Below are 26,098 nucleotides of genomic sequence, written 5' to 3' on the forward strand. Positions count from 1 at the left end.
GAGCGGACCGCCGCTCGTGCCGCCCGTTGCGCCGCCGAGTGCGCCGGTGACGGTGGAGACGAGGCCGGTGACTGGAGCGAGCGGGCCGCCGCTCGTACCGCCGGCTGCGCCGCCGAGTGCGCCGGTGACGGTGGAGACGAGGCCGGTGACCGGAGCGAGCGGACCGCCGCTCGTGCCGCCCGTTGCGCCGCCGAGCGTGCCGGTGACGGTCGTGAGCAGGCCCGTGAGCGGCGCGAGCGGGTTGGTCGCGCCGCCGGTGGCGCCCGTGAGCAGGCCGCCGACGGCCTTCACGGTATTGCCGGTCGACGAGACAGTGCTGCCGAGGCCGGTCGTGACGGGATTGCCGCCCGTCGACGCAATCACCGCGCCGGCCTGGTTCAGGCCGTTGCCGATCGTGCCGAGCAGCGTGTTGACAGGGGCGCCGAGGCCGGTGGCCGTCCCGATCGTCTGCGTCGTCTGACCGACCATCGTCGTGATCGGCGTGATCGCCGAGCTGACCGTCTGCGTGACCTGCTGGATCGGGCCGGTCGACAGCACGTTGGACAGCGTGGTGCCACCGTTCGAAACCGCGTTGCCGACCTGCGTCACGAGGCCGCCGACGGCGCCGGTGACGGGAGCGAGTGGCGACAACGGGCCGCTGCCGAGGCTCGTGACCAGGTTGCCGGTCTGCGTGACTGCGCCGCCGAGCTGGTTCACCACGCCGCCGGTGCTGGCGACCGTGACGCCGACCGGGTCTTTCGTTGCGCCGAGCTGGCCGAGGCCGTTGCCGAGGCCATTGCCGAGTGCAGTGACCGCGCCGCCGACGTTCTGGATGATGCCGCCCGCCGCTTGCGTCGTGGCCGGGTTGACGCCGGGCAACGACTGGCCGGCGACGACGCCGCCGAGGTTTGACACGGTGCCACCGAGATTGGTGACGAGATTGCTGCCGCTTGCGAGGACCTGACCCACTGCGTTCGACGACACACCGGAGGTGCCGCTCGTGCCGCTGGACGTTCCGCTCGTCGTGCCGCTGGTGCTGCCGCTCGTCGAGCCGCTCGTGCTGCCACTGGTCGAGCCACTGGTGCCGCCCGACGTGCTGCCGCTTGTCGAACCGGACGTGCCGCCACCCGACGTCGAGACGGAGTCGCCACCGCCCGAGCTGGAGCCGCCGCTGAGCCCCTTGCTGATGGAACCGGAGCCGCCGCACGCGGAGAGGGAAAGCATGGCTGCCACGGTGGCCGCGATCATAGTCGTCCGGAGCGTGCCATGAGGGATAACCTTAATGTCCATTTCGTCCTCGCATTGAAGCTGATGTTGTGTTGAGTGATGCGGGGATTACTCTGCAACTGTCGTGCCATTTCGATGGCCGACGGTTCGACGATTGGTTTTAAACGGGGCAATTCCTTGTCGGAAAAGGGATTTAGGCAAACTGAAAGATTGTTGAATCTGTTTAAGAACGGTCGAATGAGAACGGTTTCGGCCGTTTCGTAACGTAACGTCACAACATTGGCGTTACGCGTGCGGCGTAACGTGGGCGGGCGTGCAGGCCTGGCGGGCGCTCCGGCTGTTTTACTGGTGGATTAGGTGTGCACATCTAACCTATCGTAAGTCCTATGTGTAAGGCGTACCGAAACGCCGTACAAATACGGCTGTGCTCCCGGAAAGTTTTTTCGATCCGGTCTTAAAAGAGGTTGGAAGTTAAATACGATCGGATATAGAATCCGGAGCAGGTGTAAGGAAATGTACAGCTCGGTACACGACGTTCGAGGAGGGTCACTATCGCGAATGTTAACTTGCATCAAATTGTGATACATACCCCTCGGGGTGACATATAAAGAAAGCGCATCCGGTTGTCGTTACTTAGTTGTAGCGAACGACGCGGGGCAAGGGCCCGATATGCGGGGATGTACAACGTATAAAAGGCCAAAAAACGTACATACAGGCACGAGGAATTAAAAAATGAAAGCACTCATCAAGCGCTTCCTCAAGGAAGAAGACGGGGTTACCGCAATCGAGTATGGGCTGATTGCGGGTCTGATTGCTGTTGCCATCATCGCTGGCGCCTCCTCGGTGGGGTCCAATCTCAGCAGTACCTTCTCAAAAATTGGTACCTGTGTCTCGGCGCCGAGCAGCACGTGCTGGACTGCGGCTGCTTCGAGTTAATCGCGGCGGGTGAGAGGGCGCGGGTTCCGGAAATCATCTTGCGGCCGGGCAGCGGGCGGACTGCATTAGTTGTTCGCCCGCCGATCTGGCCGGGATCGATCGCGGCGTGATGGTACGTCTTATTTTCTGCGGGACATTCCTGGGCTGGGCGGTATTTGTCGCGGCCAGTGATATCCGTCTTCGGCGCATTCGAAATTCACTCGTCATTTTCGGTTTGGTGGCCGCACTGGTGGGCGCGACGATCTCCGGAAATCCGTTTGGAATTTCCCTCTCTCAATCATTGGCAGGCGCGGTCGTAGGGCTGATTTGCTTTTCGCCCTTGTTCGCATTGCGCGTCATGGGCGCGGCCGACGTTAAGGTATTCGCCGTACTGGGTGCATGGTGTGGTGCGCAAGCATTGTTGTGGCTTTGGGTTGTCGCGAGTCTCGCCGGGGGGCTGCACGCGCTTTGGTTAATGCTGCTGTCGCGGACGTCTGTTTCCCTGCTGTACAAGCGCACGATGCCCACAATGACGCTCGGCGGCCGTCGCGCGACGCCGTATGCGGCCTTTCTCGTTATACCCGCGGCTGTTTGGCTTCTGCATCTTATGTATGTGAGGGGAATGTGATGGCTCGGGGGACGCAAGCGCGCCAGCCGTCCGCATGGCGGTGGCAACGAGGAGTGGCGGCGGTTGAGTTCGCTGTCGTCTTTCCTTTGTTCTTCCTGATTTTCTACGCGATCGTCACGTTCGGGATGGTGTTCATCATCCAGCAAAGCCTGACATTCGCGGCATCCGAAGGCGCACGCGCTGCGTTGAACTACACGTCGGCGCCGTGCGACCGCCTGCAGGTCAATGCGCGAAACGCCGTGACGCAAGCGTTGGGCGGCGCACCGTGGTCGAAGAACGTCAGTTTCGCCGCGCAGGTGTCCACTTCGGTACCGTCGCCCACGTCGACGCCCGGCGTGACCTGCGGCGGGACATTCACATCGACGTCCACTGCCGCATTCAACGTGATGGTGACAACGACCTATTCATACGCGGCGAATCCGCTGATCCCGTGGATATTCCTGTTCACTGCGCCGCAGCTGCAGAGTAGTGCGACCGTGCAAGTTCAGCCAAGCATGCTCTGAATCGCAATCCTATTTAATCGAGTCGCCCGATCGTCATCACGCTCCTGAACCTGATTCCGGCATTCCCATATCAACATGGCCAACAATCTGACAAAAATCATCGCGGGGTTGCTGATTGCGATCGCTGTTCTGCTTGGAATCTACGCTTGGATGCTTGGACGCAGTACGCCTAGTCCCATCCCCGTGCAACAGGCTGTCGCTGCGAGCCCGGTGTCAGTGGTTATCGCGACGCGCGCGCTGCCGATGGGGCAGCCGATTGCCGCCGATGCGTTGAAGGTTCAACCAGTTGCTCCTGCGCCGGCAGGTGCGTTTTCCGATCCGGCCGCCCTGGTCGGTCGCGTTCCGGTGAGAGACATCCCGGCGTCGGCACCGGTTGTGTCGGACGCACTGGTGTCGGGGCTTGCCGAGGACGTGCAGCCGGGCGAGCGCGCGATTGCGGTTCGTGTCGACGAGACCAATGCGGTCGGCAATCGCCTGCGGCCCGGCAACTTCGTCGACGTCTTCGTGAACCTGAAGCGTGAGGCGGGCGGCGGGATGCTCGACGGCGAAGTCTCGCAGACACAAGCGCGGCTCCTGATGTCGAAGGTGCGCGTGCTGTCGTTCGGCGACGCGACGCCGGAGCGCGACAGCGGCAGCAACACGAACGGCAATAACGGCCAGCCGAGCAATACGCGCATCGCGGTGCTCGCGGTGCCGACGGCGCAGGTCGATGCACTCACGCTCGGCGAGGCGAGCGGTCGGCTGACGCTCGCACTGCGCAATCCGCGCGACGACGAGCTTGCGATGCAGACGGTGGCGGTGCGTACGGACAACAAGTTGTCGCCGTCGGCGCTTGCCGCGGTCGGCGTATCGCTGCAACAGCTGTCCGGTACGTCGAGGACTGCGGTGGCCAACGTGAATGTGCCGCCGCTGCCATCGCGCTTGCCGCCGGCAGGGCGATCCGTCGGAGGCGGTAGCGGCGGCGGCAGCATCGAGCTGATCCGCGGCGGCCGCTCGGAAACGGTTGCATATTGAACAACATCGGTGGCCATCGATATCTGCGACGACAAGTAAAGGCCGTGCGACGGCCCAACAAACAATGAAAAACATACTGACTGCATTCGCGATTGCTCTCTGGACCTTGACATTCGCATCCACTGCAAGCGCGAGCGGCACGATTGAACTCGCGGTCGGCGCGCAGCGGCAGATTTCTGCAGGTCGTGCGCTGCAGCGTGTCGCAGTCGGCGATCCCGCGATCGCCGACGTGTTGATCATGAAGGGCAGTCGTACCGGTTCCGTGCTGCTGACCGCGAAAGCGCCGGGTACAACGAACGTGATGTTGTGGGAGCGCGGTCACGACGAGCCGACGGTGTGGAGTGTCGAAGTCGTCGATGCTGCTGCGCAAGCGGTGCTCGACGGTTCGACGCCGCAGGTGAAGGCATACGGCGGGACGTCGGTGCTGCGGGGAACGTCGGCATCGCTCGATGCGCACGAACGTGCCGTGGCGGTCGCCAAGAACATGAGCCCGAAAGGCACGGTGATCGATCGTTCGACGCTGGCCGGCAAGAATGTCGTGCAGGTCGACGTGCGGGTCGTGGAATTCAGCCGCTCGGTGCTCAAGCAGGTCGGCTTCAACTTCTTCAAGCAGAGCAACGGCTTTTCGTTCGGCTCGTTTTCGCCGGGCGGCGTGCAGTCGTATAACGGCGCGTCGGGCCCGGGTACGGCCGGGTATATTCCGACGCTCGGCGCACCGGTTGCGTCTGCATTCAACCTGGTCGTGAATGCAGCAGGCCGCGGCATCTTCGCCGACCTGTCGTTGCTCGAAGCGAACAATCTGGCGCGCGTGCTCGCGGAGCCGACGCTCGTCGCGCTGTCCGGCCAGAGCGCCAGCTTCCTCGCCGGCGGCGAGATCCCGGTTCCGTCGCCGCAGGGGCTTGGCTCGACCGCGATCCAGTGGAAACAATACGGTGTGGGACTGTCGCTGACTCCGACGGTGCTGAGCCCGAGCCGGATCGCGCTGAAGGTCGCGCCGGAATCGAGCCAGCTCGATTTCGTGAACAGCGTGACGATCAGCGGTGTCGCCGTGCCGGGCATCACGACGCGTCGCGCCGACACGACGGTCGAACTCGGCGATGGCGAGAGTTTCGTGATCGGCGGCCTGATCGATCGCCAGACGATGTCGAACGTGAGCAAGGTGCCGCTGCTCGGCGACCTGCCGATCATCGGCACGTTCTTCAAGAACCTGAACTACCAGCAGAACGACAAGGAATTGCTGATCATCGTGACACCGCATCTCGTCGCACCGATTGCGAAGGGGGCGGTGCTGCCTGCGACGCCCGGCGAATTGTCCGAGCAGCGCGACGGGCCGGTATGGCGATCCTACCTGGGCGGTGCGGCATCGCCGGATGCGGCACCGGGGTTTTCGAAATGAATCTGAGGCATTGCGCGTCGTGGCACATCGCTACGCCTTGCGTAATCGGGGGTGTTCGACATGAATGCACGAACCCAATCGTTGTGTGAACCCGCCGTGACCGACTACTTCGTTTGCGCATCGACAAAGGAAGCGCATGTGCGCTGGCTGGCCGATACGCTGGTGTCGGCCGGTGCGGTCGAGGCCGCGTCGCTGGAGCCGGGCGTGCTTGCGCAGCGCATCACGGGGCTCAATCCGGCGCTCGTGTTCATCGATTTCTCCGAACGCAGCGAAGCGGCGAGCGTCGCTGCGGCCACGGTACGCGCGGCACATCCGGGGTTGCCGATCGTCGCACTTGGCTCGCTCACCCAGCCGGAGAGCACGCTTGCCGCACTGCGCGCGGGCGTGCGCGATTTCATCGACGTGTCGGCATCGGCCGAGGATGCACTGCGGACGACGCGTGGATTGCTGTCCCACGTCGGCGAGCCGACGAGCCGTCACGGCAAGGTCGTCACGTTGCTCGGCGCGCGCGCGGGCATGGGGGTCAGCACGCTCGCAGCGAACCTCGCGGTCTGGCTTCAGAAGCGGGCACTCGGGCCGGGTGCGGCGGGCACGGACGGCGGTGCGCCGGCCGGCCGCCAGACCGCGCTGATCGACCTGGGGTTGCCGGCCGGCGACGGCGCGCTGTTTCTGAACACGCGTTGCGAATTTCATTTCATCGATGCGGTGCAGAACCTGCGCCGCATCGACCGCACGTTCGTGAACACCGCGCTCACGAGGCATCAGAGCGGTGTCGCGCTGACGACGCTGCCGCCGGACCTGGGCGGGTTGCGCGACGTGTCTTATGCGTCATGCGTCGGCCTGCTGAACCGTTTTCGTGCGTTCTTCGACCAGCAGGTCGTCGATCTCGGCGGGTTCTCGAATCGCGAGTTCGTCACGCAGATCGCCGCATCGGCCGACGAGGCGTGGCTGGTCTGCGATCAAGGCGTCGCATCGATCGTTTCGGCCGCCGACCTGATCACCGGGTTGCGCGATGGGGGCGTCGATACCGATCGCGTCAAGCTCGTGGTCAACCAGTACGATCCCGCGCTGGGCCTGATGCCCGGACAGATCGCCGAGCGTCTCGGGTTGTCGCTGGTCGGCAGCTTGCCCGCGCGCCGCGTCGCGATCGGCCATGCGGCGAACCAGGGGCGGCTCATCGTCGATGCGGCAGAGCGTGATCCTTACGTGCGCGCACTCGAATCCCTCGCCGCGCGGTTGCCCGGCGTATCGGGCATGGCGGGCGCGTCGCGCGCGGCGCCCGGCCTGTCCGCGCTCAAACGTTTCATTCAACCTTCGTCCAAGCGGTCGTAACCGATGGCACACGACATTCAATTCGCCGACGGCGCAGCGCCGTTCTCCCAGACGCAGCAATTCCACGACATCAAGAATGCCGCGCACGAGCACCTGCTGACGCGTATCGAAGAACTGGGAGCCGAGTTCGGCCGATGGTCGCGCCAGGCGATCAATCAGTTCGTCGATCTCGAGATCGACAGCTTCGTGCGCCTGCGCCGCATTCCGCTCAACGAGAACGAGGTGCGTGCGATCGCCGAGGCGCTGACGAAGGAACTCGCGGGCTTCGGGCCGATCGAGGATCTGCTCGCGGATCCGGCGGTCGAGGACATCCTGATCAACGGCTACAACGACGTGTACGTGTCGCGTCACGGGATCCTAGCGAAGCTGCCGGTGCGCTTCACCGACAACGCGCATTTGCTGCGAATCGTGCGCCGGATCCTCGCGCCGATCGGGCGCCGTCTCGATGAATCGAACCCGATGGTCGACGCGCGACTGCCCGACGGCGGCCGCGTGAACGTCGTGATCGAGCCGCTGTCGATCGACGGCCCGATCGTGTCGATCCGGAAATTCCGCAAGGACCCGCTCAAGCCTTCGGACTTGCTCGGCAACGGCACGTACAACGAAGAGATCGGTGCATTGCTCGAGGCGGCGGTCGAGGCCCGCTGCAACGTGCTCGTGTCGGGTGGCACGAGCTCGGGCAAGACGTCGCTGCTCAATGCGCTCGCGTTCCACATTCCGGAGGCCGAGCGTGTCGTGACGATCGAGGATACGGCGGAACTGTCGCTGAACCATCCGCACGTCGTGCGGCTCGAAAGCCGGCCGGGCGGGTTCGACGGTAGTGGCGTCGTGACGATTCGCGATCTGTTGCGCAATACGCTGCGGATGCGTCCGGACCGGATCATCGTCGGCGAAGTGCGCGGCGGTGAAGTGCTCGAAATGCTGCAGGCGATGAACACGGGTCACGACGGTTCGATGGGCACCGTGCACGCGAGCTCGCCGCGCGAGTGCCTGTACCGTCTCGAGATGCTCGCCGGCTTCGCGGGCTTCCAGGGGACCGAGTCGAGCCTGCGTCGCCAGATCGCGAACGCGATCGACTTCATCGTGCAGATCGGACGCCTGTCGAATGGACGCCGCCGGATTCTGTCGATCACCGAGGTGACCGGTCTGTCCGACAACATCATCGCGACGCAGGAGCTGTATCGCTACGAAGCGCGCGTCACGCCGGAGGGCGAGGAAGTCGATCACTGGGAATCGCTGGGCATTCATCCGCATTCGCCGAAGCTCGCGCGTTTCCGCCAGACGCTGACGAACAGCGGCCTCGGCGGTTTCGGCGGCGGCTTTGGCGGCGGCGGTTTCGGTCGCGGCGGGGGCTTCAATGTATAGCGCAACGATCTGGATGCTCGCGGTCGCGATGCTGTGCGTGGCATCGGCACTGATGCTGTGGCGACATGCGGAAACCCGGCGCGTGCGCACCGATGCGAAGCGCTTCATCGACAGTCGGCTGGAGCCCGGCGCACGCGCGGCGGCACCGGTTGCAAGACCGGCAGCATCCGCTGCGCCGCGTGTCGTGTCGTCATCCAGTGGCGCGCGCAATGCGGCATCCGGTGCTTTCTGGGTGCACTGGCTGGCGATGGCGACGGAGTATCTGACCGACCTCGTGAACCGTGCCGGGATCGAAGGCGCACGCGGCAAGGCGATCGTCGCGCTGGCGGCTCTCGTGACGGTTGCGGCAATCGCGGGCAGCCGCGGCGGCGTGCTCGCGTGTTTCGCCGCGCTTGTCTGCGGGAGCGCGATTTTCGGCATCTGGCTCACATCGCGCATCCAGCGGCGTCGACTGAAAATCGTCCGGCAGATTCCATCGTTTCTCGACGGGATCGTGCGACTGGTGACGCTCGGCAACAGCGTGCCGGCCGCATTCCAGGCAGCGCTGCTGACGACGGAGGAGCCGCTGCGGGGGTGTCTCGACCACGTGTCCCGGATGTTGCGCACGGGTGTCGAGATCGATCGCGCGATGCTTCATATCGCGAAGATCTACCGGACGAAGGAATTCGAACTTCTCGGATCCGTGCTGCGATTGTCGGTCAAATATGGCGGCCGTGCGGACGTGATGCTCGAGCGCATGGCCGTGTTCATGCGCGACCTCGAGCAGGCGGAGCGCGAACTGGCGGCGATGTCGGCGGAGACGCGGTTGTCGGCGTTCGTGCTCATGATGCTGCCGATCGCGATCGGCAGTTTTGTCGTGATGACCAATCCGAAGTATCTGGAAGGCATGTGGATTGATCCGAACGGACGCACGTTCCTTGTCTTCGCGTTCCTGATGCAGGTTGCCGGGAGCGTGTGGTTGTATCGAATGGCTCGACTCAGGTGATGCGATGACGGCAACTCAGATCGGCTCGATTGCTCTGGCGCTCGGCGCGCTGGGCGTGCTCTTGCTTGGAATGATCGCATTGCTGCGTGCGAGGGCCGCGTCGCGTGCCCAACGCGCGCTGGCCGATGCGCTCGACCAGCGTATGGCAGCACTCGAAGCGGCCAAGCTCCGGACCTCGACGGAAGAACGTACGGAAGCGAGACCGGACATGCGTGGCCAGCAGCGCATCGAGCGGATGCTCGCACGATTGTCTGCGGCGGGGATGCGCTGGCTCGATACCGGTTTCGGCAAGCACATCGTCGCGGAAGAGGATCGTCGTCTTCTCGAGCAATGCGGTTACGTCGACACGCACACGCGCGGGCTGTTTCTGATCGCACGGATCGCTTGCGGGATCGCGGTGCCGGTGCTTTTCGCGGTAGTCGCGAGTGGACGAATGAAAGGCGGACACTGGACGATCGGCATGTTCGCCGCATTCGGGTTTGGCTTCATGCTGCCGAAACTCTATGTGCGCCGTCGTGCAGCGGCACGGCGCCAGAGCGTCGTCGATGAACTGCCTTTACTCGTCGACATGCTGCGCCTGTTGCAGGGCGTGGGATTGTCGCTGGATCAAAGCCTGCAGGTCGTGACGAACGATTTCCGCGGGATGATGCCGGTGCTGTCGTCCGAGGTTGGAATCGCGCAGCGTCAGTTTGCGGCGGGCCGCACGCGCGACCAATCGATGCAGCGGTTGTCCGGCGGGTTCGACAACGAGGACTTGCGCGCGATTGCCCGGTTGATGGTGCAGGTCGACAAGCACGGCGGCGCGGTGCAGGAGCCGCTCAAGCAGTTCGGCGACCGGCTGCGCGAAACGCGCCGCGCGATGCTGCGCGAGCGGATCGGTCGACTGACCGTGAAGATGACAGGTGTCATGGTCCTGACGCTGTTGCCCGCACTGCTGATCGTGACGGCGGGGCCCGGGTTTCTGGCGGTGATGCATGCGCTGTCGGCGCGTCATTGATGGTTGGAAGGAAAGACGATGAAGCGGATAAGCAGGATGGCGAGGCACGCAAGTATGGCGATGGCGGTGCTGCTCCTTGCCGCATGTGCAACCAAGGAAAGCGGGTACGGCGTCGGGGCACAGACCGAACGTGCGGCGCTGATCCAGGCGGCTGACCAGAAACAGGCGGTGCCGGATACGCCCGCGATGTATCTCGGTCTGATCCAGCGGATGCAGGCACAGGGTCTCTATTACGCGTCGCTTGCGCACATCGACGCATACGACAAGGCGTACGGCGTGTCGCCGGACTCGATATTGCTGCGCGCTGATGCGCTGCGCATGACCGACCAGCCGGCTGCGAGCGCGGCTGCATACACACAGTTGCTGAAGACGCCGCTCACCGCGCGTGGTTTCCGGGGGCTTGGGCTGATCGCCGGTGCGGCCGGCGATTTCGCCCAGGCGGTACAGGCCTTGACGCAGGCGTCCGAGCTCGCGCCGACCGACGCGTCGCTGCTGTCCGATCTCGCCTATGCGAAGTTGCGTAACGGCGATGTGGTCGGTGCGCGGGTGCCGCTGATGAAGGCGGCGGAACTGGATCAACGCAACCCGAAAATCGTCAGCAACCTCGCGCTGTATCTGCTTGCTGCCGGGCGCTCGCAGGACGCGCAGCGGTTGATGAACCAGCAGCATCTTCCGACGGATATCCGCAAGAACATCGTCGGCGATGCCGCAAAAATCGCGGCCGCGGCACGTGCGCAGCAGCGTGCGGTCGCGACGCCGCCGGTGGTATCGCGGCGCTCCACGACTGCACCGATCACGCCGATGGCAAATAATTTCGGCTATGACCAGACCGTGCCGCTGCTGCAACGGTTTGCACAATGAACAGACAGGCGGGGAACGACATGAACAATAAATATTATCGAAACACGCTTGCGGGCCGCGTCGTGGTGTTGAGCGCGATCATGGGCATGGCGATGGGCACTGCAGCCGCACAGGCGCAACAGGGAACGGCACCGTCCGCATCCGACGTCGACCGTTCGACGAAGGAGTGGCTTTCGTTGCAACGAGACAATCGCGCGGCGGCGCCGACGCAACCGATGCTCGGCGATGTCGCGTCGCTCGTTTATCAGCGCTATCTCGATTCGTTCAAGAACAAGATTCCCGAGTCGATGAGCACGCAACTTGGTAGCTCGTCCGGTGGCATGTCGGGTAGCGGGCAGGGCGCGCAGTAATCGAGATGACGATGCGCGTAGATCAACCATATGGATCTCGGCGGCGGGGTGCTCGCTGGCCGGGGAAGCGACGTCAACGCGGTTCCATCGTGGTCATGGCAGCGCTCTGGGTCACGGTCGCGATCGTCGTGCTCGGGGTCATCGACATCGCGAATCTGTACCTGCAGAAGCGGGATCTGCAGCGGGTCGCGGACCTGGCCGCGTTGGCGGCGGTGCAGCCGATGTCGAGCGATCCGACTGGTTGCCTGAGCGATGCGAAGAACAATGTAACCACGAGCGCGAACATCAACGACAAGGGTTATACGGTTACGCTGATAAGCGCCACGGCAACAGCAAATCCTACGGCGGGAAGGGACCAGATTGCCGTCAGTTGCGGGAGGTGGGATCCGTCGACCGCCTATGTGACGCCGGCGTCGGCCGCGGCGAATGCGGCGCAGGTGACGGCGTACCGGCAGGTGAGCTACTTCTTCCTTGGGCTGCTGAACAAGTTGAGCGGGCGGCAGGTCGTTGTTTCCGCAACGGCTACCGCACGCGCGGCGGCAATCGACACGTTCAGCGTGGGGTCGACGCTCGCGAGCCTGAATTCCTCGTCGTCCGCGATTCTTGACCCGCTGCTCACCGGATTGCTGGGCGCGTCGGCCAACGTCAATGTCGGTCTGGCGAGTTACCAGGCGTTGGCCGGGGCAAACGTTACGCTGGGTCAGTTGGCGAACGTCGCGACACAGCTCGGCACCGCGGGGATGTCGAGTCCAGCCAGCGTCGGGAAGTTGCTCGGTCTCAATCTGACCGTAGCGGATATCCTGAACCTCACCGCCACCGCGGTCGGCAGCAATACCACGGTGGGCACGGTACTCACCGCGCTGAAGAACAGTGTTGGCGCCAACGTCAATGCCAACAAGATCTCTTTGGGAAGTCTCCTTCAATACTCGGGCAGCAATGCGGAAGCGGCCGCGAACGCAAGCATCAATGTGCTTCAACTGCTGCTGACGACGGCGGAGGTCGGGGCATACAACAGCGCGCTGACGGTGTCGGTCGGCCAAGGCAACTGCCCCGGCAGTCCGTTTTGCCCGCTCATTTCAGCGGTGTCGTCGCTGGTTCGAGTCAATAGCCTGCAATTGCAGGTGCTGGCACCGCCGTCGATCGGAATTGGCGAGGCCGGACAAGTAAACGGCATCTGGCGCACGCAGGCGTCGCAAGCGGAGATCGGACTCTACGTCGATGTGCAGGCGCTGTCGGATCCGCCTCCACTGGGAATTCCCGGCGTATTGACGCTTCAGCTGACGGGACCGCACTTGCCGCTCTATATCATCCTGGGCGGCCCAGGGCGCGCTTGGCTGGCCAATACGAGTTGCCAATCGACCCCTGCATCGAGCACCGCGACGTTCGGTGCGTTGCCGGGTGTAGCGATGATTTGCGCCGGACAAACAACTGGCGGCAAGCTGAACCTCAATTCACCGAGCTGTGCGTCCACCTCCGGCACGATTCCCGTTGCCAAGTTGTCGGGCGGGGGACTACTCGGCAATTTTTCGCTTCTACAAGTCGTCCTGTCGGTATCGAATCCCGTCGCGTACGTTGGGAGTAGCGCCAGCACGCCCATCTACAGCGGGCCGCCATTGCCCTCGACCCCTGGCGCGCTGAACGCCAGCCTGTCATTGAGCGGGACGGGGATCGTCTATCAGAACAGTTCGCAATACTCGTTCTGCAATACCAAGCCGAGCAACGGCGCTTGTACGTCGTCCGCGTGGTCTCCCGGGCCCAACTGGACCACGTCGTCGACGGCGACCAACACACTCAACGTACAACTGACCAATCTGTTGAATCTACCGTCGCTTCAGCTGAATGTCTTGGGGCTGGATCTATCGATCCTGACCGAGATTCTTCAGCCGCTGACGGGGCAGCTCATTCCTTTGCTGCTCGGGCTCGTCAATCCGTTGCTCAATACGCTGGTGACACCATTGCTGACGGCATTAGGATTGCAGATCGGACAGCTGACCGTGATTCAACACGGCTTGACTTGCAACGCCCCGCAAATCGTTCATTGAAAGCATCAACGATGAGAACCCCCTCCGCAATCGCAGAACTCGACCTGTACGTCTGGGAAGGCAAGGCGGACATTGTCGACCGCGTTGCCCGCTGCATGGCGAGCTTCGACGTCGAAGTGATCCGCGCCGACAATGCGGAAATCTCGCCGGAGCGCGCCGCCTTGCGGCCATCGCTCGCGATCATCAGCGTGACGATGATCGAGACCGGCGCGGCGTTCCTGCGCGACTGGCAGGCCAACATCGGCATGCCGGTCGTCTGGGTCGGCGCGGCGCGCGACCACGACGCGTCGCAGTATCCGCCCGACTATTCGCACATCCTGCCGCTCGACTTCACGTGCGCCGAGCTGCGCGGGATGATCGGCAAGCTCGTCACGCAGCTGCGCGCGCATGCGGCCGATACGCTGCGGCCGTCCGAACTCGTCGCGCACTCGGAGTCGATGCAGGCGCTGCTGCACGAGGTCGATATGTTCGCCGACTGCGACACCAACGTGCTGCTGCACGGCGAAACCGGCGTCGGCAAGGAACGCATCGCGCAATTGCTTCACGAAAAGCATTCGCGCTACCGCGACGGCGAATTCGTGCCGGTCAACTGCGGTGCGATTCCGGACGGCCTGTTCGAATCGCTGTTCTTCGGGCACGCAAAAGGCTCGTTTACCGGCGCGGTTGTTGCGCATAAAGGCTATTTCGAGCAGGCGGCGGGCGGCACGCTGTTCCTCGACGAAGTCGGCGATCTGCCGTTGTATCAGCAGGTCAAGCTGTTGCGCGTGCTCGAGGACGGCGCCGTGCTGCGGGTCGGCGCGACGACGCCGATCAAGGTCGATTTCCGTCTCGTCGCGGCCAGCAACAAGAAGCTGCCGCAGCTCGTGAAGGAAGGCCTGTTCCGCGCGGATCTTTATTACCGGCTCGCGGTGATCGAACTGAGCATTCCGTCGCTGGAAGAGCGGGGCGCGGTCGACAAGATCGCGCTGTTCAAGTCGTTCGTCGCGGAGGTGGTGGGCGACGAACGGCTCGCGCAACTGTCCGACCTGCCTTACTGGCTTGCGGATGCGGTCGCGGACAGCTATTTCCCCGGCAATGTGCGCGAACTGCGCAACCTTGCGGAGCGCGTCGGCGTGACGGTGCGGCAAACGGGCGGCTGGGACGCCGCGCGACTGCAGCGGCTGGTCGCGCATGCGCGCAATGCGGCGCAGCCGGTGCCGGCGGAGAGCGTGGCGGAGGTCTTCGTCGACCGCAGCAAGTGGGACATGAACGAGCGCAGCCGCGTGATCGCGGCCCTCGACGCAAACGGCTGGCGACGGCAGGATACGGCGCAGCAGCTCGGCATCAGCCGGAAGGTGCTGTGGGAAAAGATGCGCAAATATCAGATCTTCGACGAAGAGCCCGAGACCCGCGAAAGCGAATAATTAATGCGATAAAATCGCGCTGAATTACAACGACACGGGCAGGAATCAAAATTCATGAGCCATATGACGGGGTTGGGGCGGGCGTGGGTGTTGCTCGCGATGATGGGAGGCATGCAGGGCGCGTTCGCGCAGGGATTGGCGGGCAATGCATCGCCGGCGGTACAGCAGGCGTCGGCACCGGTGGCGGCGATTCCGGTGATCGATCAGCAGGTTCAAACCTCGATACAGCCGCAGGCAGGCGAGACGACGGGGCAGAGCACGGTTGACGAACTGCAGCGCCAGATCCAGGCGCATTCGCTGACGGAAATGCGCACCAGCTATAACGGCAGCTACGGCGCGAGCCAGCTGTTCAGCGTGAAGGACGGTTCCTATTTCGTCGCGCTGTTCCAGCAGAAGGCGTTCTGGCGCGTGATCAAGACTTACGACGAATCGCGCGCGGAAGCGATCTATCGCGATTTCTCGCGTCAGGCGGAACGGCTGTCCGTCAACGAGCTGCGTGCGGCGAAGCTGGAGTCGCAGAAGGTGCAGACGGACCGGCAGATCGAAGTCGCGCAGGAGCGGGCGCGGCGTCTGCAGGCCGATATCTCGATCGCCCGCGAGCAGCAGGCGGCGGTCGCGGATCGCCAGAAGAGCGTCCGCAACGAAACGGCGGCGCTGCAGGCGCAACAGGCGGCGCTTCAGTCGCAACTGCGCGCGTTGCAGCAGCAGGTGCGTTCGCTGCAGCGGGAGGCCGACGCAGGTTTGCCGACGACGGCACACTGAGCGATCACGGCACGGCCGGTGCGGCGACATGCCGCGCCGATCCGCCAGAAAAAAGGGCAAGCCGCCTGGCTTGCCCTTTTGTTTTACTGGCCGTCCGGCACGATTCGCCGCCGGCGCGTGACGATCACCGGCCCGTTGCCGCCGCGTGCGTCGGACGGCGACGTGTTGCCCGATGCGTCGCCGGCATCGCGCGGGGCGCCGTAGCTTTCGCGCGGGGCGCCATAGCCTTCGCGGGGCTCGCGCGGCGCGCCATAACCTTCGCGCGGTTCACGGGAACCGTAACCTTCACGCGGCTCGCGCGAGCCGTAGCCGCCGCCGTCGCCACGCGATTCGCGGGGGCCGCCGTGCGAGCCGTACGGGCTGTGGCCGCCGCCTTCGCGGCCGCCCGGCCGACCGCCGGGCCGCGGGCCGCGGGGACCGCCGCCGCCCGGGCGCGAGCCGCCCGTGTCGAGCTGGATCGTGGAAATCGCACGCTTGTAGATGCCTTGCAGACCCACGGGGGTGCGCAGCATCACCAGGTACTGGTCGAACGACTCGATACATCCCGTCAGACGAATGCCGTTGACGAGATAGATTTCAACACGCTTACGTTCCTTGCGCGCCGAATTGATGAAGTCGTTTTGCGGATGGGATTCTGCGGGATTGGCCATTGAGGTGCGGCAGGAGCCTGCGTCAGAGAATATGTTGTGCGTGTGTGTGGCGTGGTTGCCCACCAAGTGTTTGGCGGGATTTTACCCTGTTCGTTCCACCAGCGCGCAGTCGTGATTGTGTCGAACCGTAACCCACTATAGACGTTCCCGTGCATTTTCGCGATTCGGTCGAATGGCTAGTGCCGTTTCGTTACGTCGCGTTACGAATCTCGCAATGGCGTAGCACCTGGCGGCGCGCGGCGGGATTACATTCCACGCGCATGCCGGGCAGGCCGGCGGATCCGGGAAGGGGAACATGAACAAGAGGGGATTGGCGGTGTGGATCGGGAGTGTGGCGTTGCTCGCTTCCGGCAGTGCAATGGCGGGGCGCGTCGACCTGTCGGTGGGCATCGGCGTGCCGGTCGCACCGGTCTATGTCGAACCGGCGCCGGTCTATGTGGCGCCGCAGCCTGCGGTGGTCGCTTATCCGGGTTACGGATACGGCTACTACGGCGACGAGGACGACGACGGCTATCGGAAATGGCGCAAGCATTATTACAAGCATTGGCACAAGCATCATCACGACGACGATGATGATTGAGCGCGACCTGCGTGGCGCCGACGCCGGTGACGATCAGAACGCATAGTCCGGGTTCTTCGGGTCGAACGCGGATTCGTCGAGCGTCGCCGGCGCGATTTTCTCGATGACGATCCGTTCGAAGATCCTGCCGTCGTTGTCATAGGACTCGATGGTCCTGAAGTAGGGCGCGTGCAGGTCGAGCCCGAGGATTTCCTTTTTCGCGTAGAACTGCGGCCGGCCGGTCGGCGTCTCGTAGGTGAGCGCGACGACGCGCACGCCGCCGATCGTCTTCGCCTCAACCTGGGTCGGCCGCTGCACGCCGGCTTCCTGGTATTTCCTTCCTTCGGTCAGGTACAGGTTGGTGATGAACTCGGTGCCGAGATCCTTCACCTGGTGATTCGACTGCGCACGCGCGAGTGCGCCGTCAAGTGCCGTCCACAACGGAATCTTGCCGAGCAGGCCGCCGAGATGGCCGTACATCTCGTCCTTGCGCCGCGTCGTGTCGTAGATCGTCTCCTGTCCCGCATGCGCGCCGCCCGGCAGCCATTTCGCATAAACGCGCAACGGTTCGCGGGTCGTCTTCACGAGCATGCGGTCGGGCGTGTCGGACCATTTCCCGCTGATGCGTTCCTGGCGCACCATCGTGAACTGGTACGACGGATAGCCGTTGGGACCATTGCGGATATAGAGCGGTACGGCGAGCGGATCGAGGGCCTTGAACAGCGCCGTGAGCGTCGCGTCGTCGAGTTGCGCGAGCGCGCCGCGCTGGGCGGCCGTGCGCAGCCAGTGCGCCTGCTGCGCGACCGGCTCGCGCGTGACCTTCGCCAGCTCCGCCGGCAGTGCGGCCTCCTGTACCGCGCTCGCGGCATCGGCGGTTTCCTCGGCGTGCAGGCCGGCTTGCGCGAGCGACAGCACGCACGCGAGTGCCGCGGCGGCGTACCGCGCGCGGCGCTTCGTTCCTTCGTTCATCGACAGCGTCTCCGGGCGGATTGGATCGTTCAGCCTTGCTTCGCGGCCTTGATCCTGGCGAGTTCCTCGTCGCGCAGCGCGCGGCGCAGGATCTTGCCGACGTTGGTCTGCGGCAGCGCATCGCGGAACTCGACGAATTTCGGCATCTTGTAGCCGGTCAGGTTCTTGCGGCAGTGCGCGAGCACGTCGTCGACCGTCAGCGTCGGGTCGCGGCGCACGACGAAGACCTTGATCCGTTCGCCCTGTACTTCGTCCGGGATGCCGATCGCAGCGGCTTCGCTGATGCCCGGATGCATGACCAGCACTTCCTCGATCTCGTTCGGATACACGTTGAAACCCGACACGAGGATCATGTCCTTCTTGCGGTCGATGAGGCGGATGAAGCCGCGCTCGTCCATCACGCCGATGTCGCCGGTGCCGAGCCAGCCGTCGGCGTCGATCACCTTCGCGGTTTCGTCGGGCCGCTGCCAGTAGCCGCGCATCACCTGCGGGCCGTGCACGCACAGCTCGCCCGGCTCGCCGACGGCGGCCCAGGTGCCGTCCTCGCGGCGAAAGCGCACGAGTGTCGACGGGGCCGGCAGGCCGATCGAGCCGCTGAACCCGGCCATGTCGCTCAGGTTCACCGGATTCATCGTGACGATCGGCGAGCATTCGGTGAGCCCGTAGCCCTCGATGACCGGCCGGCCCGTGACTTGCTGAAAGCGCTCCGCGACCGCGCGCTGCATCGCCATGCCGCCCGCCATCGCGAGCTTGAGCTTCGAGAAGTCGCGCTTGCGGAATTCGTCGTTGTCGAGGAACGCGTTGTACAGCGTGTTGATCCCGGTGATCCCGGTGAACGTTTCGTTGCGGATGATCTTCATCACCATGTTCATGTCGCGCGGGTTCGCGATCAGGATGTTGCGTCCGCCGAGCCCCATGAAGATGAACGCGTTCACCGTCAGCGAATAGATGTGATAGAGCGGCAGCGGCGTGAGCACGGTCTCGACGTCGCCCGACACCTGGTCGGCGATCCACGCCTTCGCTTGCAGCAGGTTCGCGATCAGGTTGCCGTGCGTGAGCATCGCGCCTTTCGCGACGCCGGTCGTGCCGCCGGTGTACTGCAGGAACGCGAGATCGTCGCGGGTCGTCTGCACCGGCTGCGGTTTGCCGCGTGCGCCGAGCGCGAGGGCGGAGCGCAGCCGGATCGCCTGCGGCAGGTTGTAGGCCGGCACGAGCTTCTTCACGTGCTTCAGCACGAAATTGATCAGGCGTCCCTTCGCATTGAAACCGTCGGCGAGCAGGTCGCCGAGCGCGGTGACGATGATGTTCTTCACCTGCGTTTCCGGCAGCGCGTCCTGCAGCGTGCGCGCGAAGTTCTCGAACACGACGATCGTCTGCGCGCCGCTGTCCTTCAACTGGTGCGCGAGTTCGCGCGCGGTGTAGAGCGGATTGACGTTGACGACGATCGCGCCGGCCTTCAGCGTACCGAACAGTGCGACCGGGTACTGGAACGTGTTCGGCAGCATGATCGCGACGCGGTCGCCCGGTTTTACGCCGGTGCTTTGCAGATACGACGCGAACGCATCGACTTTCTGCGCGAGCGTGCGGTAGGTCATCGATGCGCCGGCGCTCACGTAGGCGACCCGCTCGGCGAAGCGCGTCGTGCATTCGTCGAAGAACTGCACGAGCGATGCGAATTGCGTGACGTCGATCTCGTGCGGCACGCCGGGCGGATACGACGCGTACCAGATGCCGTCGCTGTTCGGCGGGAGCTGGGCCGCTGCGGTTGCTGCGGATGAGGCCATGATGTGTCTCCGGTGTCGGTACGAGTTAGCGCTTTAGCGCTTACTCGTACCCCATGCTTCGCGGTCGGTGAGAGTTAGCGCTTTAGCGCTTGCTCTCACCCCATGCTTTGCGGTCGGTGAGAGTTGGCGTTTCAGCGCTTACGCTCACCCCATGCTTTGCGGTCGGTGAGAGTTGGCGCTTCAGCGCTTACGCTCACCCGTGCTTCGCGGTCGGTGAGAGTTAGCACTTCAGCGCTTACTCCCGCCCCATGCTTCGCAGTCAGTGAGAGTCAGCACTCCAGCGCTTACTCGTACCCATGTTTTTCGTCGACGAAAGCAAGCCTGCCTTGGCTCCCGCCGCATGACATTCGTTCGGCCCGGGCCGGCGCATCAACGCCGGCCCGGGCCGCCCAAATCGTGAAACGCCGCCTGCGCGGCCTGGTGCGATCAGCTCGCCGAAGGCGCCGTCGCCGTATCGGCAGCAGCCGTGCTCGACGACAGCCCGAACGCTTCGCTCGCACCCGCATCGTCGAGCACGGCCGCGAAGATCGACAACTGCGCGCTGTCGGGCATCGGTGCCTTCAGCGCGGCGACGATCAGCGAGGACAGCCGCGCGATCATCTGCACGTCGTTCATCGTGCGGCCTTGCGAGAATTCGTCGATCAGGCTTTCGGTTTCGGCACCGGCCAGCGCGCCGGACAGCGCGCCGATCGCGAAGTGCAGCCGCCAGCCGAGCTCGGTGCGCGGCAGATGCGGCAGCGCGCGCTGGAACGCATCGAAGAAGCGGCCGGCGACGCTCGCGTAGTGCGCGGTCAGGAAGTTGCGCACGAACGGCGACGGATCGGTGTACGCGCGGCCGATCAGCCGCAGGAATGCGGGGCCGCCGCGCTCGGGGTCGCGCGACGCCTTCAGCGCGGGAATGAACATCGCGCCGAGTACGTGCTCGCAGGTGATGTGCGCACCGAGCTGCGCATCGAAGCGGTCGAGGATGCCGAGGCGTTCCAGGTTGAGCTGGTCGAGTCGGCGCGACAGCATCGCGTGGATCAGCGCTTCCTTGCTGCCGAAGTGGTAGTTGACCGCGGCGAGGTTCACCGTTGCGCGCGACGTGATCTGCCGCATCGACATCGCTTCGAAGCCATGTTCGATGAACAGGTCCTCGGCCGCATCGAGAATGCGCGCCTTCGTCCCGCCGGTCTGCCGATTGCCGGATAAACGCGTCCCGGACGGTCGTCCCGCGGACGCTCGCCCCTCCTGACTGACTGCCATGTCCCGCCTCCCAATGCCGGTTGCCCGGCCGCGAACAGGTGATTTGATTGTCTGATTCAAACAGCCGTTTTTATTAAGATAAAAAAACGCGTGCGGCGCGGGCAAGCGCGGAATCTGGACAAATTCCTCTAGTTCGATGTGCGGATGCGGAAAGTCTGTCGCGTGGCCCCGGCGGGACGGGGCACGCGCGATGGTGCGTCGCGGCAATGCGCGGCTTCAGCCGGCGGTGGTACGCGTATTGACCGATTGCGTCATGTCGATGCCGCGCCGTTCGCGGCTGAACAGGATCAGCACGGCGATCACGACGGCGACGATGCCGGCCACGAGCGCCAGCGCGAAACTGTAGTTGTTGCCCTGGGAGACCGCGAGCGATGCCTGCATCGTCGCGTTGCCCGACGCGAGCAGGTTGCCGAGCTGGTAGACGACGCCGGGGAAGGTCGCGCGGATCTCGTCGGGCGAGATCTCGTTCAGGTGGACGGGGATCACGCCCCACGCACCCTGTACCGAGATCTGCATCAGGAACGCGCCGGCGGCGAGCGCGAGCTGGCCGCTCGAGAACGCCCACAGCGGCAGCACCGGCAGCGCGATCAGCGCGGCGATGAAGATCGCGCGGCGGCGGCCGATCCGCTCCGAGATCGCGCCGAACGACAGGCCGCCGACGATCGCACCGATGTTCAGCACGATCGTGATCCACGACACGGTGTGCGGATCGAAGTGATGCTGTTCGCGCAGGAAGGTCGGGTAGAGATCCTGCGTGCCGTGCGAGAAGAAGTTGAACGCGGTCATCAGCACGATCGCGTAGATCGTGAGCTTCCAGTTCTGCTGCAGCGTGGCGCCGAGGCTCGGGCGCGGGCGCTTTTCCATCTGCTTCCAGGCCGGCGATTCGGGCACGTGCGTGCGCACGTACAGCACGAGCAGCGCAGGCAGCACGCCGACCATGAACATCCCGCGCCAGCCGATGGTCTGGTAGAGCAGGCCGAACACGACGGACGCGAGCAGGTAGCCGCTCGGATAACCGGCCTGCAGCAGGCCCGACACGAAGCCGCGCGCGTGGGTCGGCACGGTTTCCATCGTCAGCGCGGAGCCGACGCCCCATTCGCCGCCCATCGCGATGCCGAACAGCGCGCGCAGCACGAGCAGCGCGGTGAGGCTCGGCGCGAAGCCCGACGCGAGCTCGAGCAGCGAATAGCATGCGATGTTGACCATCAGCGTCGGGCGGCGGCCGAAACGATCGGCGAGCCGCCCGAAGATCAGCGCGCCGATCGGGCGCATCGCGAGCGTGAGCGTAAGCGCAAACGCGACGGCGGGAATCGTCGACGCGAATTCGGCGGCGATGTCCTTCAGCACGAAGACCATCAGGAAAAAATCGAACGCGTCGAGTGTCCAGCCCAGGTAGGCGGCGATCGTGACGTTGCGTTGTTCGCGGGTCCAGCTCATGTCCGAGGTCTCCTCGTTGGCTTGTGCGCACACTCTGCCGGCGGATGCCGGCCCGGCTGGCGCGCGGCGCGGGGGCATGGATCGAGTGTAGGCCGCCGCGCCGTGCGATGTGGGGCGCGATAACCGCGCATCGGGAATAATCCCTACGAAATGAACTGTTGAGAAAACGGAAATGAGCGTGTGCGTGACGAGCGACAGTCGTCTGTATCATTCCGGAAGGTTTTTTGTATCAGATACGTAATGCACGCGATGCGCATCACCACCCGAATCAGGAGCCCCGATGACCGAACCGTCCGTTGCCGCGCTGCCCGCCCTGGAGACCGCGCGGCTGTGGCTGCGCCCGCGCGTGCTGGCCGACCTCGACGCGAGCATCGCGATGGATGGCGATCCGGAGGTCACGCGCTACATCGCGGGGCCGTGGCACGACCCCGACGAACATCGCCGATTCGTCACGCACCGGATCACGCGCGCCTATCCGCCGGGCCTCGGTTACTGGTCGATCTTCGAGAAGGCCGCGCCCGACGCGTTCATCGGCTGGATCCTGCTGATTCCCGATTATGCGGGCGGCGCGCGCGACGTCGAGATCGGCTGGCGACTCGTGCGCGCGGCGTGGGGGCGCGGCATCGCGTGCGAGGCCGCCGCGGCCGTCGTGCGTCACGCGTTCGACACCGTGCGGCTGCCGCGCGTGATCGCTGATATCGCGGAGGCGAACTCGGGTTCGTTGAACGTCGCGCGCAAGCTCGGGATGCGGCGCGTGAGCGTTATTCACGACGGCATTCCTTACGTTCGCCATCGTCTCGAGCGCGACGACCTGCGTGCATAGCGTCGCGTGCGGACGCGACCGGATGTCAGGGATGGTCAAGCGCACGCGCATCGACGTCGCGACGTATTAACGGCTCGCACGATCAGGAGTATCGTTGCCGGAAATTCGCAACATGGGGTACGACCATGGCACTCGGCAACGACGTTCATCTCATTCCCGTCCGGCTCGACGCACTGCGTCCGACGCAAATGACGGTCGGCTATCGCGAAGTGAAAGCGAAGCGCAAGCACTGGAAGGCGCTCGACAAGCGCGCCCGCAAGGCCGCGATCGACTCGCACTGGTTTCCGGCTGTCCTCGGCCCGGGCGGGCTGCACTACATCACCGACCATCACCATCTCGGCCTGGCGCTGATCGAGGAAGGGGAGGCGCGCGTGAACGCGATGCTGCTGAAGGATCTGTCCTGGCTCGACGACACGATCTTCTGGCGGATGATGGAACACAACCAGTGGGTGCATCCGTTCGGCGTGGACGGCTCGCGTCGCGACTACGCGCAACTGCCGAAGGCGCTGACGGGGCTGGAGGACGATCCGTATCGAAGCCTCGCGGGCGAGCTGCGCACGGCCGGCGGCTACGCGAAGGATGCGACGCCGTTCAGCGAATTCCTGTGGGCCGACTACCTGCGCCAGCACGTGACGCTCGACCAGATCCGCAAGAACTTCGCGAAGGCGCTCGACATCTCGCTGCGCCGCGCACACGCGCAGGACGCGCGCTATCTGCCCGGCTGGTCGGGTGTCATCGCCGTCAAACCCTGACCCGCACCCGGTGCCTACCGCCTCATGACGACCGCCCCGACCCGTCCGGATGCCGGCTTGCAGCATCCCGAGCATTTTGCTGCACTCGATGCGGCGCCGCCGCCGCGCGCGCAGCGCATCAGCCTCGACGCGCTGGCCGGCCTGTCGATCGCCGGGTTGCTGATTCCCGAGGCGGTCGCATACGCGGGTCTCGCCAACCTGCCGCCGCAGGCCGGTTTGATCGCGCTGCTGTCGGGGCTCGTCGTCTATGCGCTGACCGGCAGCAGTCGCTTTGCGATCGTGTCGTCGACGTCGTCGTCAGCGGCCGTGCTCGCCGCGACCGTGCTGGCCGAGTCGGGGATGGCGCTTGCCGCGCAGCTCGCGCTCGCGGCCGCGCTCGTCGCGATGACCGGCGTGCTGTTCATCCTGGCGGGCGTCGCGCGGCTCGGGGGCATGTCGGATTTCGTCGCGCGACCGGTCCTGCGCGGTTTCACGTTCGGCCTGGCGCTGACGATCGTCATCAAGCAGCTGCCGAAGATTCTCGCGATCTCCGTGCAGCACAGCGATGCGCCGCGCGTCGCACTCGACCTCGTCACCGGCGCACCGCATGCAAACCTCGCGAGCGTCGCGCTCGGCGCGACCGCGCTCGCGCTGCTGTTCGTGCTCGGGCGGCGCTCGCGCGTGCCCGCGACGCTCGTCGTGATCGTGCTGTCGATCGCGGCCGGCTATGTGCTCGACTGGCAGCATTACGGGATCGCGATCGTCGGACACATCGATTTCCGGCATCTCGAATTCGGGCTGCCGCATCTCGACCGGAACGCATGGATGCAGACGGTCGAGCTCGCCTTCGCGCTGATGCTGATCCTGTATGCGGAGTCGTACGGATCGATTCGCAACTTCGCGCTGAAGCACGGCGACAGCGTGTCGGCGAACCGCGACCTGGTCGCGATCGGCTGCGCGAACCTCGTGTCGGGGCTGCTGCACGGAATGCCGGTCGGCGCGGGCTATTCGGCGACGTCCGCGAACGAGGCGGCCGGCGCGCAGTCGCGTTTCGCGGGCTTGTGGGCGGCCGGCGTGGTCGCGCTGATCGTGTGGCTGCTGCTGCCGCAACTCGCGCGCACGCCGGAGCCCGTGCTCGCGGCGATCGTGATCTTCGCGGTCAGCCACTCGCTGCATCCGTCGGTGTTCCGCCCGTATTGGGTCTGGCATCGCGACCGGCTCGTCGTGATCGCCGCGCTGCTCGCGGTACTCGTGCTCGGCGTGCTGCACGGGCTGCTCGCGGCCATCGGCGTGAACCTGCTGCTGACGCTGCGCAAGTTGTCGGAGCCGAACGTGAGCGTACTCGGCCGGCTGCGCGACGGCCACGATTTCGTCGACGTCGCGAATCACGCCGATGCGAAGCCGATCCCCGGTGTGCTGATCGTGCGGCCCGAGGCGCAGCTGTTCTTCGCGAACGCCGATCGGATGCTCAATCGCGTGCGCGCGCTGATGAAGGCCGCGCCCGACACGCATACCGTGATGCTGAGTCTCGAGGAAACGCCGGACGTCGACGGCACGACGATCGAGTCGTTGCGCACGTTCGCCGCCGAATGCGCGGCACGCGGGCTGCAGTTCGCGATCGTGCGGCTCAAGGAGCACGCGTTGCATGCGCTGCGCCGCGCGACCGACGATACGCTGCGCGACGATGCGATGTCCGAACTGAGTGTCGACGAGAGCCTGCAACTGCTGCGGGCGCGCGTTAACGGCGGGACGCGTGGTGCGTGACCGGGCGGCGCGGATGCTTCGCCTGGCGTTTTCCCGTGCCGCCGAATCAGCGCGGCTGACCGTGCCGGCGAAGGCGGTCGGCACGCCGAGCCGCGCGCCACGTTCCAGCATGAACCGCCGGCGACGCTGCGCCAATGCCGCGGGTCATCACGGATGAAGTCGGTCAGCGCTTCGCCGAATACGGCCCGGCGGGGGAACGTCGTCGTTGTGTCGAGACCATGTGCCGCGGCGTGTCGCGCGGCGGTGCGGCGGTTGGGGTGAACGGACGGGCAGGGCCGGTGTCCGCACCCCGCACCGACCGGGATCGCCAGGAATCGCGGGTCGCGTCGCGCGATCAGCGCGGGCTGCTCCAGCCTTTGTAAGCTTTCACGTTGTCA

General features: G+C 64.9%; 24 protein-coding genes and 1 pseudogene. 18 read left to right on the forward strand and 7 right to left on the reverse strand.

Going from position 1 to position 26,098, the window contains the following annotated elements; all coding sequences use genetic code 11:
- On the reverse strand, positions 1-1,269 hold a 1,269-nt coding region (locus U4Z31_RS34650), incomplete at its 3' end, for a collagen-like triple helix repeat-containing protein (protein WP_321812749.1).
- A gap of 669 nt (positions 1,270-1,938) precedes the next feature.
- Between U4Z31_RS34650 and U4Z31_RS34655 the strand changes: the two genes are divergently transcribed.
- The 14 genes from U4Z31_RS34655 to U4Z31_RS34720 all read left to right on the forward strand — a co-directional run bounded on the left by U4Z31_RS34655 (position 1,939) and on the right by U4Z31_RS34720 (position 15,759).
- A complete protein-coding gene (locus U4Z31_RS34655; protein WP_124667732.1) occupies positions 1,939-2,142 on the forward strand; it encodes a Flp family type IVb pilin in 204 nt (67 codons plus the stop codon).
- A gap of 109 nt (positions 2,143-2,251) precedes the next feature.
- A complete protein-coding gene (locus U4Z31_RS34660; RefSeq protein WP_124893792.1) occupies positions 2,252-2,749 on the forward strand; it encodes a prepilin peptidase in 498 nt (165 codons plus the stop codon).
- Positions 2,749-3,252, forward strand: a complete 504-nt coding sequence (locus tag U4Z31_RS34665; protein WP_124667745.1) for a TadE/TadG family type IV pilus assembly protein — start codon at positions 2,749-2,751, stop codon at positions 3,250-3,252. Before U4Z31_RS34660 ends, U4Z31_RS34665 begins: the two co-directional genes overlap by 1 nt.
- A 75-nt stretch (positions 3,253-3,327) precedes the next feature.
- Complete coding sequence (cpaB, locus tag U4Z31_RS34670; RefSeq protein WP_321812750.1) at positions 3,328-4,266, forward strand: Flp pilus assembly protein CpaB; 939 nt, start codon at positions 3,328-3,330, stop codon at positions 4,264-4,266.
- 64 nt (positions 4,267-4,330) lie between these two features.
- Complete coding sequence (locus tag U4Z31_RS34675) at positions 4,331-5,662, forward strand: type II and III secretion system protein family protein (protein ID WP_124893779.1); 1,332 nt, start codon at positions 4,331-4,333, stop codon at positions 5,660-5,662.
- Positions 5,663-5,722: 60 nt separating this feature from the next.
- Complete coding sequence (locus U4Z31_RS34680; RefSeq protein WP_321812751.1) at positions 5,723-6,994, forward strand: fimbrial protein; 1,272 nt, start codon at positions 5,723-5,725, stop codon at positions 6,992-6,994.
- Between the two features lie 3 nt (positions 6,995-6,997).
- Positions 6,998-8,359 (forward strand): CpaF family protein, encoded by a 1,362-nt coding sequence (locus U4Z31_RS34685; RefSeq protein WP_321812752.1) that lies wholly within the window; start codon positions 6,998-7,000, stop codon positions 8,357-8,359.
- Entirely contained in the window at positions 8,352-9,344 is a 993-nt protein-coding gene (locus U4Z31_RS34690; protein ID WP_321812753.1) for a type II secretion system F family protein, read from the forward strand. Before U4Z31_RS34685 ends, U4Z31_RS34690 begins: the two co-directional genes overlap by 8 nt.
- A 4-nt stretch (positions 9,345-9,348) precedes the next feature.
- The gene (locus U4Z31_RS34695) at positions 9,349-10,341 is read left to right on the forward strand and encodes a type II secretion system F family protein (RefSeq protein ID WP_321812754.1); all 993 of its coding nucleotides are present in this window, start codon (positions 9,349-9,351) and stop codon (positions 10,339-10,341) included.
- A gap of 18 nt (positions 10,342-10,359) precedes the next feature.
- The gene (locus U4Z31_RS34700) at positions 10,360-11,202 is read left to right on the forward strand and encodes a tetratricopeptide repeat protein (RefSeq protein WP_321812755.1); all 843 of its coding nucleotides are present in this window, start codon (positions 10,360-10,362) and stop codon (positions 11,200-11,202) included.
- Positions 11,199-11,552: a DUF3613 domain-containing protein gene (locus U4Z31_RS34705; protein ID WP_415750326.1), complete on the forward strand. Its 354-nt coding sequence runs from the start codon at positions 11,199-11,201 to the stop codon at positions 11,550-11,552. Before U4Z31_RS34700 ends, U4Z31_RS34705 begins: the two co-directional genes overlap by 4 nt.
- 11 nt (positions 11,553-11,563) lie before the next feature.
- On the forward strand, positions 11,564-13,594 hold the full coding sequence (locus tag U4Z31_RS34710; protein ID WP_321812756.1) for a pilus assembly protein TadG-related protein: 2,031 nt from the start codon (positions 11,564-11,566) through the stop codon (positions 13,592-13,594).
- Positions 13,595-13,605: 11 nt separating this feature from the next.
- The gene (locus U4Z31_RS34715) at positions 13,606-14,997 is read left to right on the forward strand and encodes a sigma 54-interacting transcriptional regulator (protein WP_044846007.1); all 1,392 of its coding nucleotides are present in this window, start codon (positions 13,606-13,608) and stop codon (positions 14,995-14,997) included.
- A 54-nt stretch (positions 14,998-15,051) separates the two neighbouring features.
- A complete protein-coding gene (locus U4Z31_RS34720) occupies positions 15,052-15,759 on the forward strand; it encodes a DUF2968 domain-containing protein (protein WP_044846006.1) in 708 nt (235 codons plus the stop codon).
- 83 nt (positions 15,760-15,842) lie between these two features.
- Here U4Z31_RS34720 and hfq read toward each other — a convergent pair whose 3' ends face one another.
- On the reverse strand, positions 15,843-16,409 hold the full coding sequence (gene hfq / locus U4Z31_RS34725; protein ID WP_321805066.1) for an RNA chaperone Hfq: 567 nt from the start codon (positions 16,407-16,409) through the stop codon (positions 15,843-15,845).
- A 295-nt stretch (positions 16,410-16,704) separates the two neighbouring features.
- On the opposite strand from hfq, the gene U4Z31_RS34730 reads away from it, so the two are divergent.
- On the forward strand, positions 16,705-16,989 hold the full coding sequence (locus U4Z31_RS34730) for a PXPV repeat protein (protein ID WP_044846004.1): 285 nt from the start codon (positions 16,705-16,707) through the stop codon (positions 16,987-16,989).
- Positions 16,990-17,022: 33 nt separating this feature from the next.
- On the opposite strand, the gene U4Z31_RS34735 is transcribed toward U4Z31_RS34730, so the two are convergent.
- From U4Z31_RS34735 to U4Z31_RS34750, 4 genes are all read right to left on the reverse strand, one after another.
- A complete protein-coding gene (locus U4Z31_RS34735) occupies positions 17,023-17,937 on the reverse strand; it encodes a DUF1571 domain-containing protein (protein ID WP_321812757.1) in 915 nt (304 codons plus the stop codon).
- A gap of 29 nt (positions 17,938-17,966) precedes the next feature.
- A complete protein-coding gene (locus U4Z31_RS34740; protein ID WP_321812758.1) occupies positions 17,967-19,721 on the reverse strand; it encodes an AMP-binding protein in 1,755 nt (584 codons plus the stop codon).
- Between the two features lie 426 nt (positions 19,722-20,147).
- Positions 20,148-20,966 carry a TetR/AcrR family transcriptional regulator gene (locus U4Z31_RS34745; protein ID WP_321812759.1) on the reverse strand — a complete coding sequence of 273 codons (819 nt, stop codon included), beginning with the start codon at positions 20,964-20,966 and terminating at the stop codon, positions 20,148-20,150.
- 216 nt (positions 20,967-21,182) lie between these two features.
- A complete protein-coding gene (locus tag U4Z31_RS34750) occupies positions 21,183-22,403 on the reverse strand; it encodes an MFS transporter (RefSeq protein ID WP_044849269.1) in 1,221 nt (406 codons plus the stop codon).
- A 280-nt stretch (positions 22,404-22,683) separates the two neighbouring features.
- Here U4Z31_RS34750 and U4Z31_RS34755 point away from each other — a divergent pair, with 280 nt between their 5' ends.
- From U4Z31_RS34755 to U4Z31_RS34765, 3 genes are all read left to right on the forward strand, one after another.
- On the forward strand, positions 22,684-23,226 hold the full coding sequence (locus U4Z31_RS34755; protein WP_321812760.1) for a GNAT family N-acetyltransferase: 543 nt from the start codon (positions 22,684-22,686) through the stop codon (positions 23,224-23,226).
- Between the two features lie 125 nt (positions 23,227-23,351).
- On the forward strand, positions 23,352-23,978 hold the full coding sequence (locus tag U4Z31_RS34760) for a ParB-like protein (RefSeq protein WP_321812761.1): 627 nt from the start codon (positions 23,352-23,354) through the stop codon (positions 23,976-23,978).
- Between the two features lie 24 nt (positions 23,979-24,002).
- Complete coding sequence (locus U4Z31_RS34765) at positions 24,003-25,721, forward strand: SulP family inorganic anion transporter (protein WP_321812762.1); 1,719 nt, start codon at positions 24,003-24,005, stop codon at positions 25,719-25,721.
- Positions 25,722-25,727: 6 nt separating this feature from the next.
- Here U4Z31_RS34765 and U4Z31_RS34770 read toward each other — a convergent pair.
- Positions 25,728-25,888: pseudogene (locus tag U4Z31_RS34770) on the reverse strand (carbohydrate kinase); the annotation flags it as partial.
- Between the last annotated feature and the right edge of the window lie 210 nt (positions 25,889-26,098).

It is taken from the genome of Burkholderia sp. BCC1985, from assembly GCF_905339915.1.
Taxonomy (GTDB): domain Bacteria; phylum Pseudomonadota; class Gammaproteobacteria; order Burkholderiales; family Burkholderiaceae; genus Burkholderia.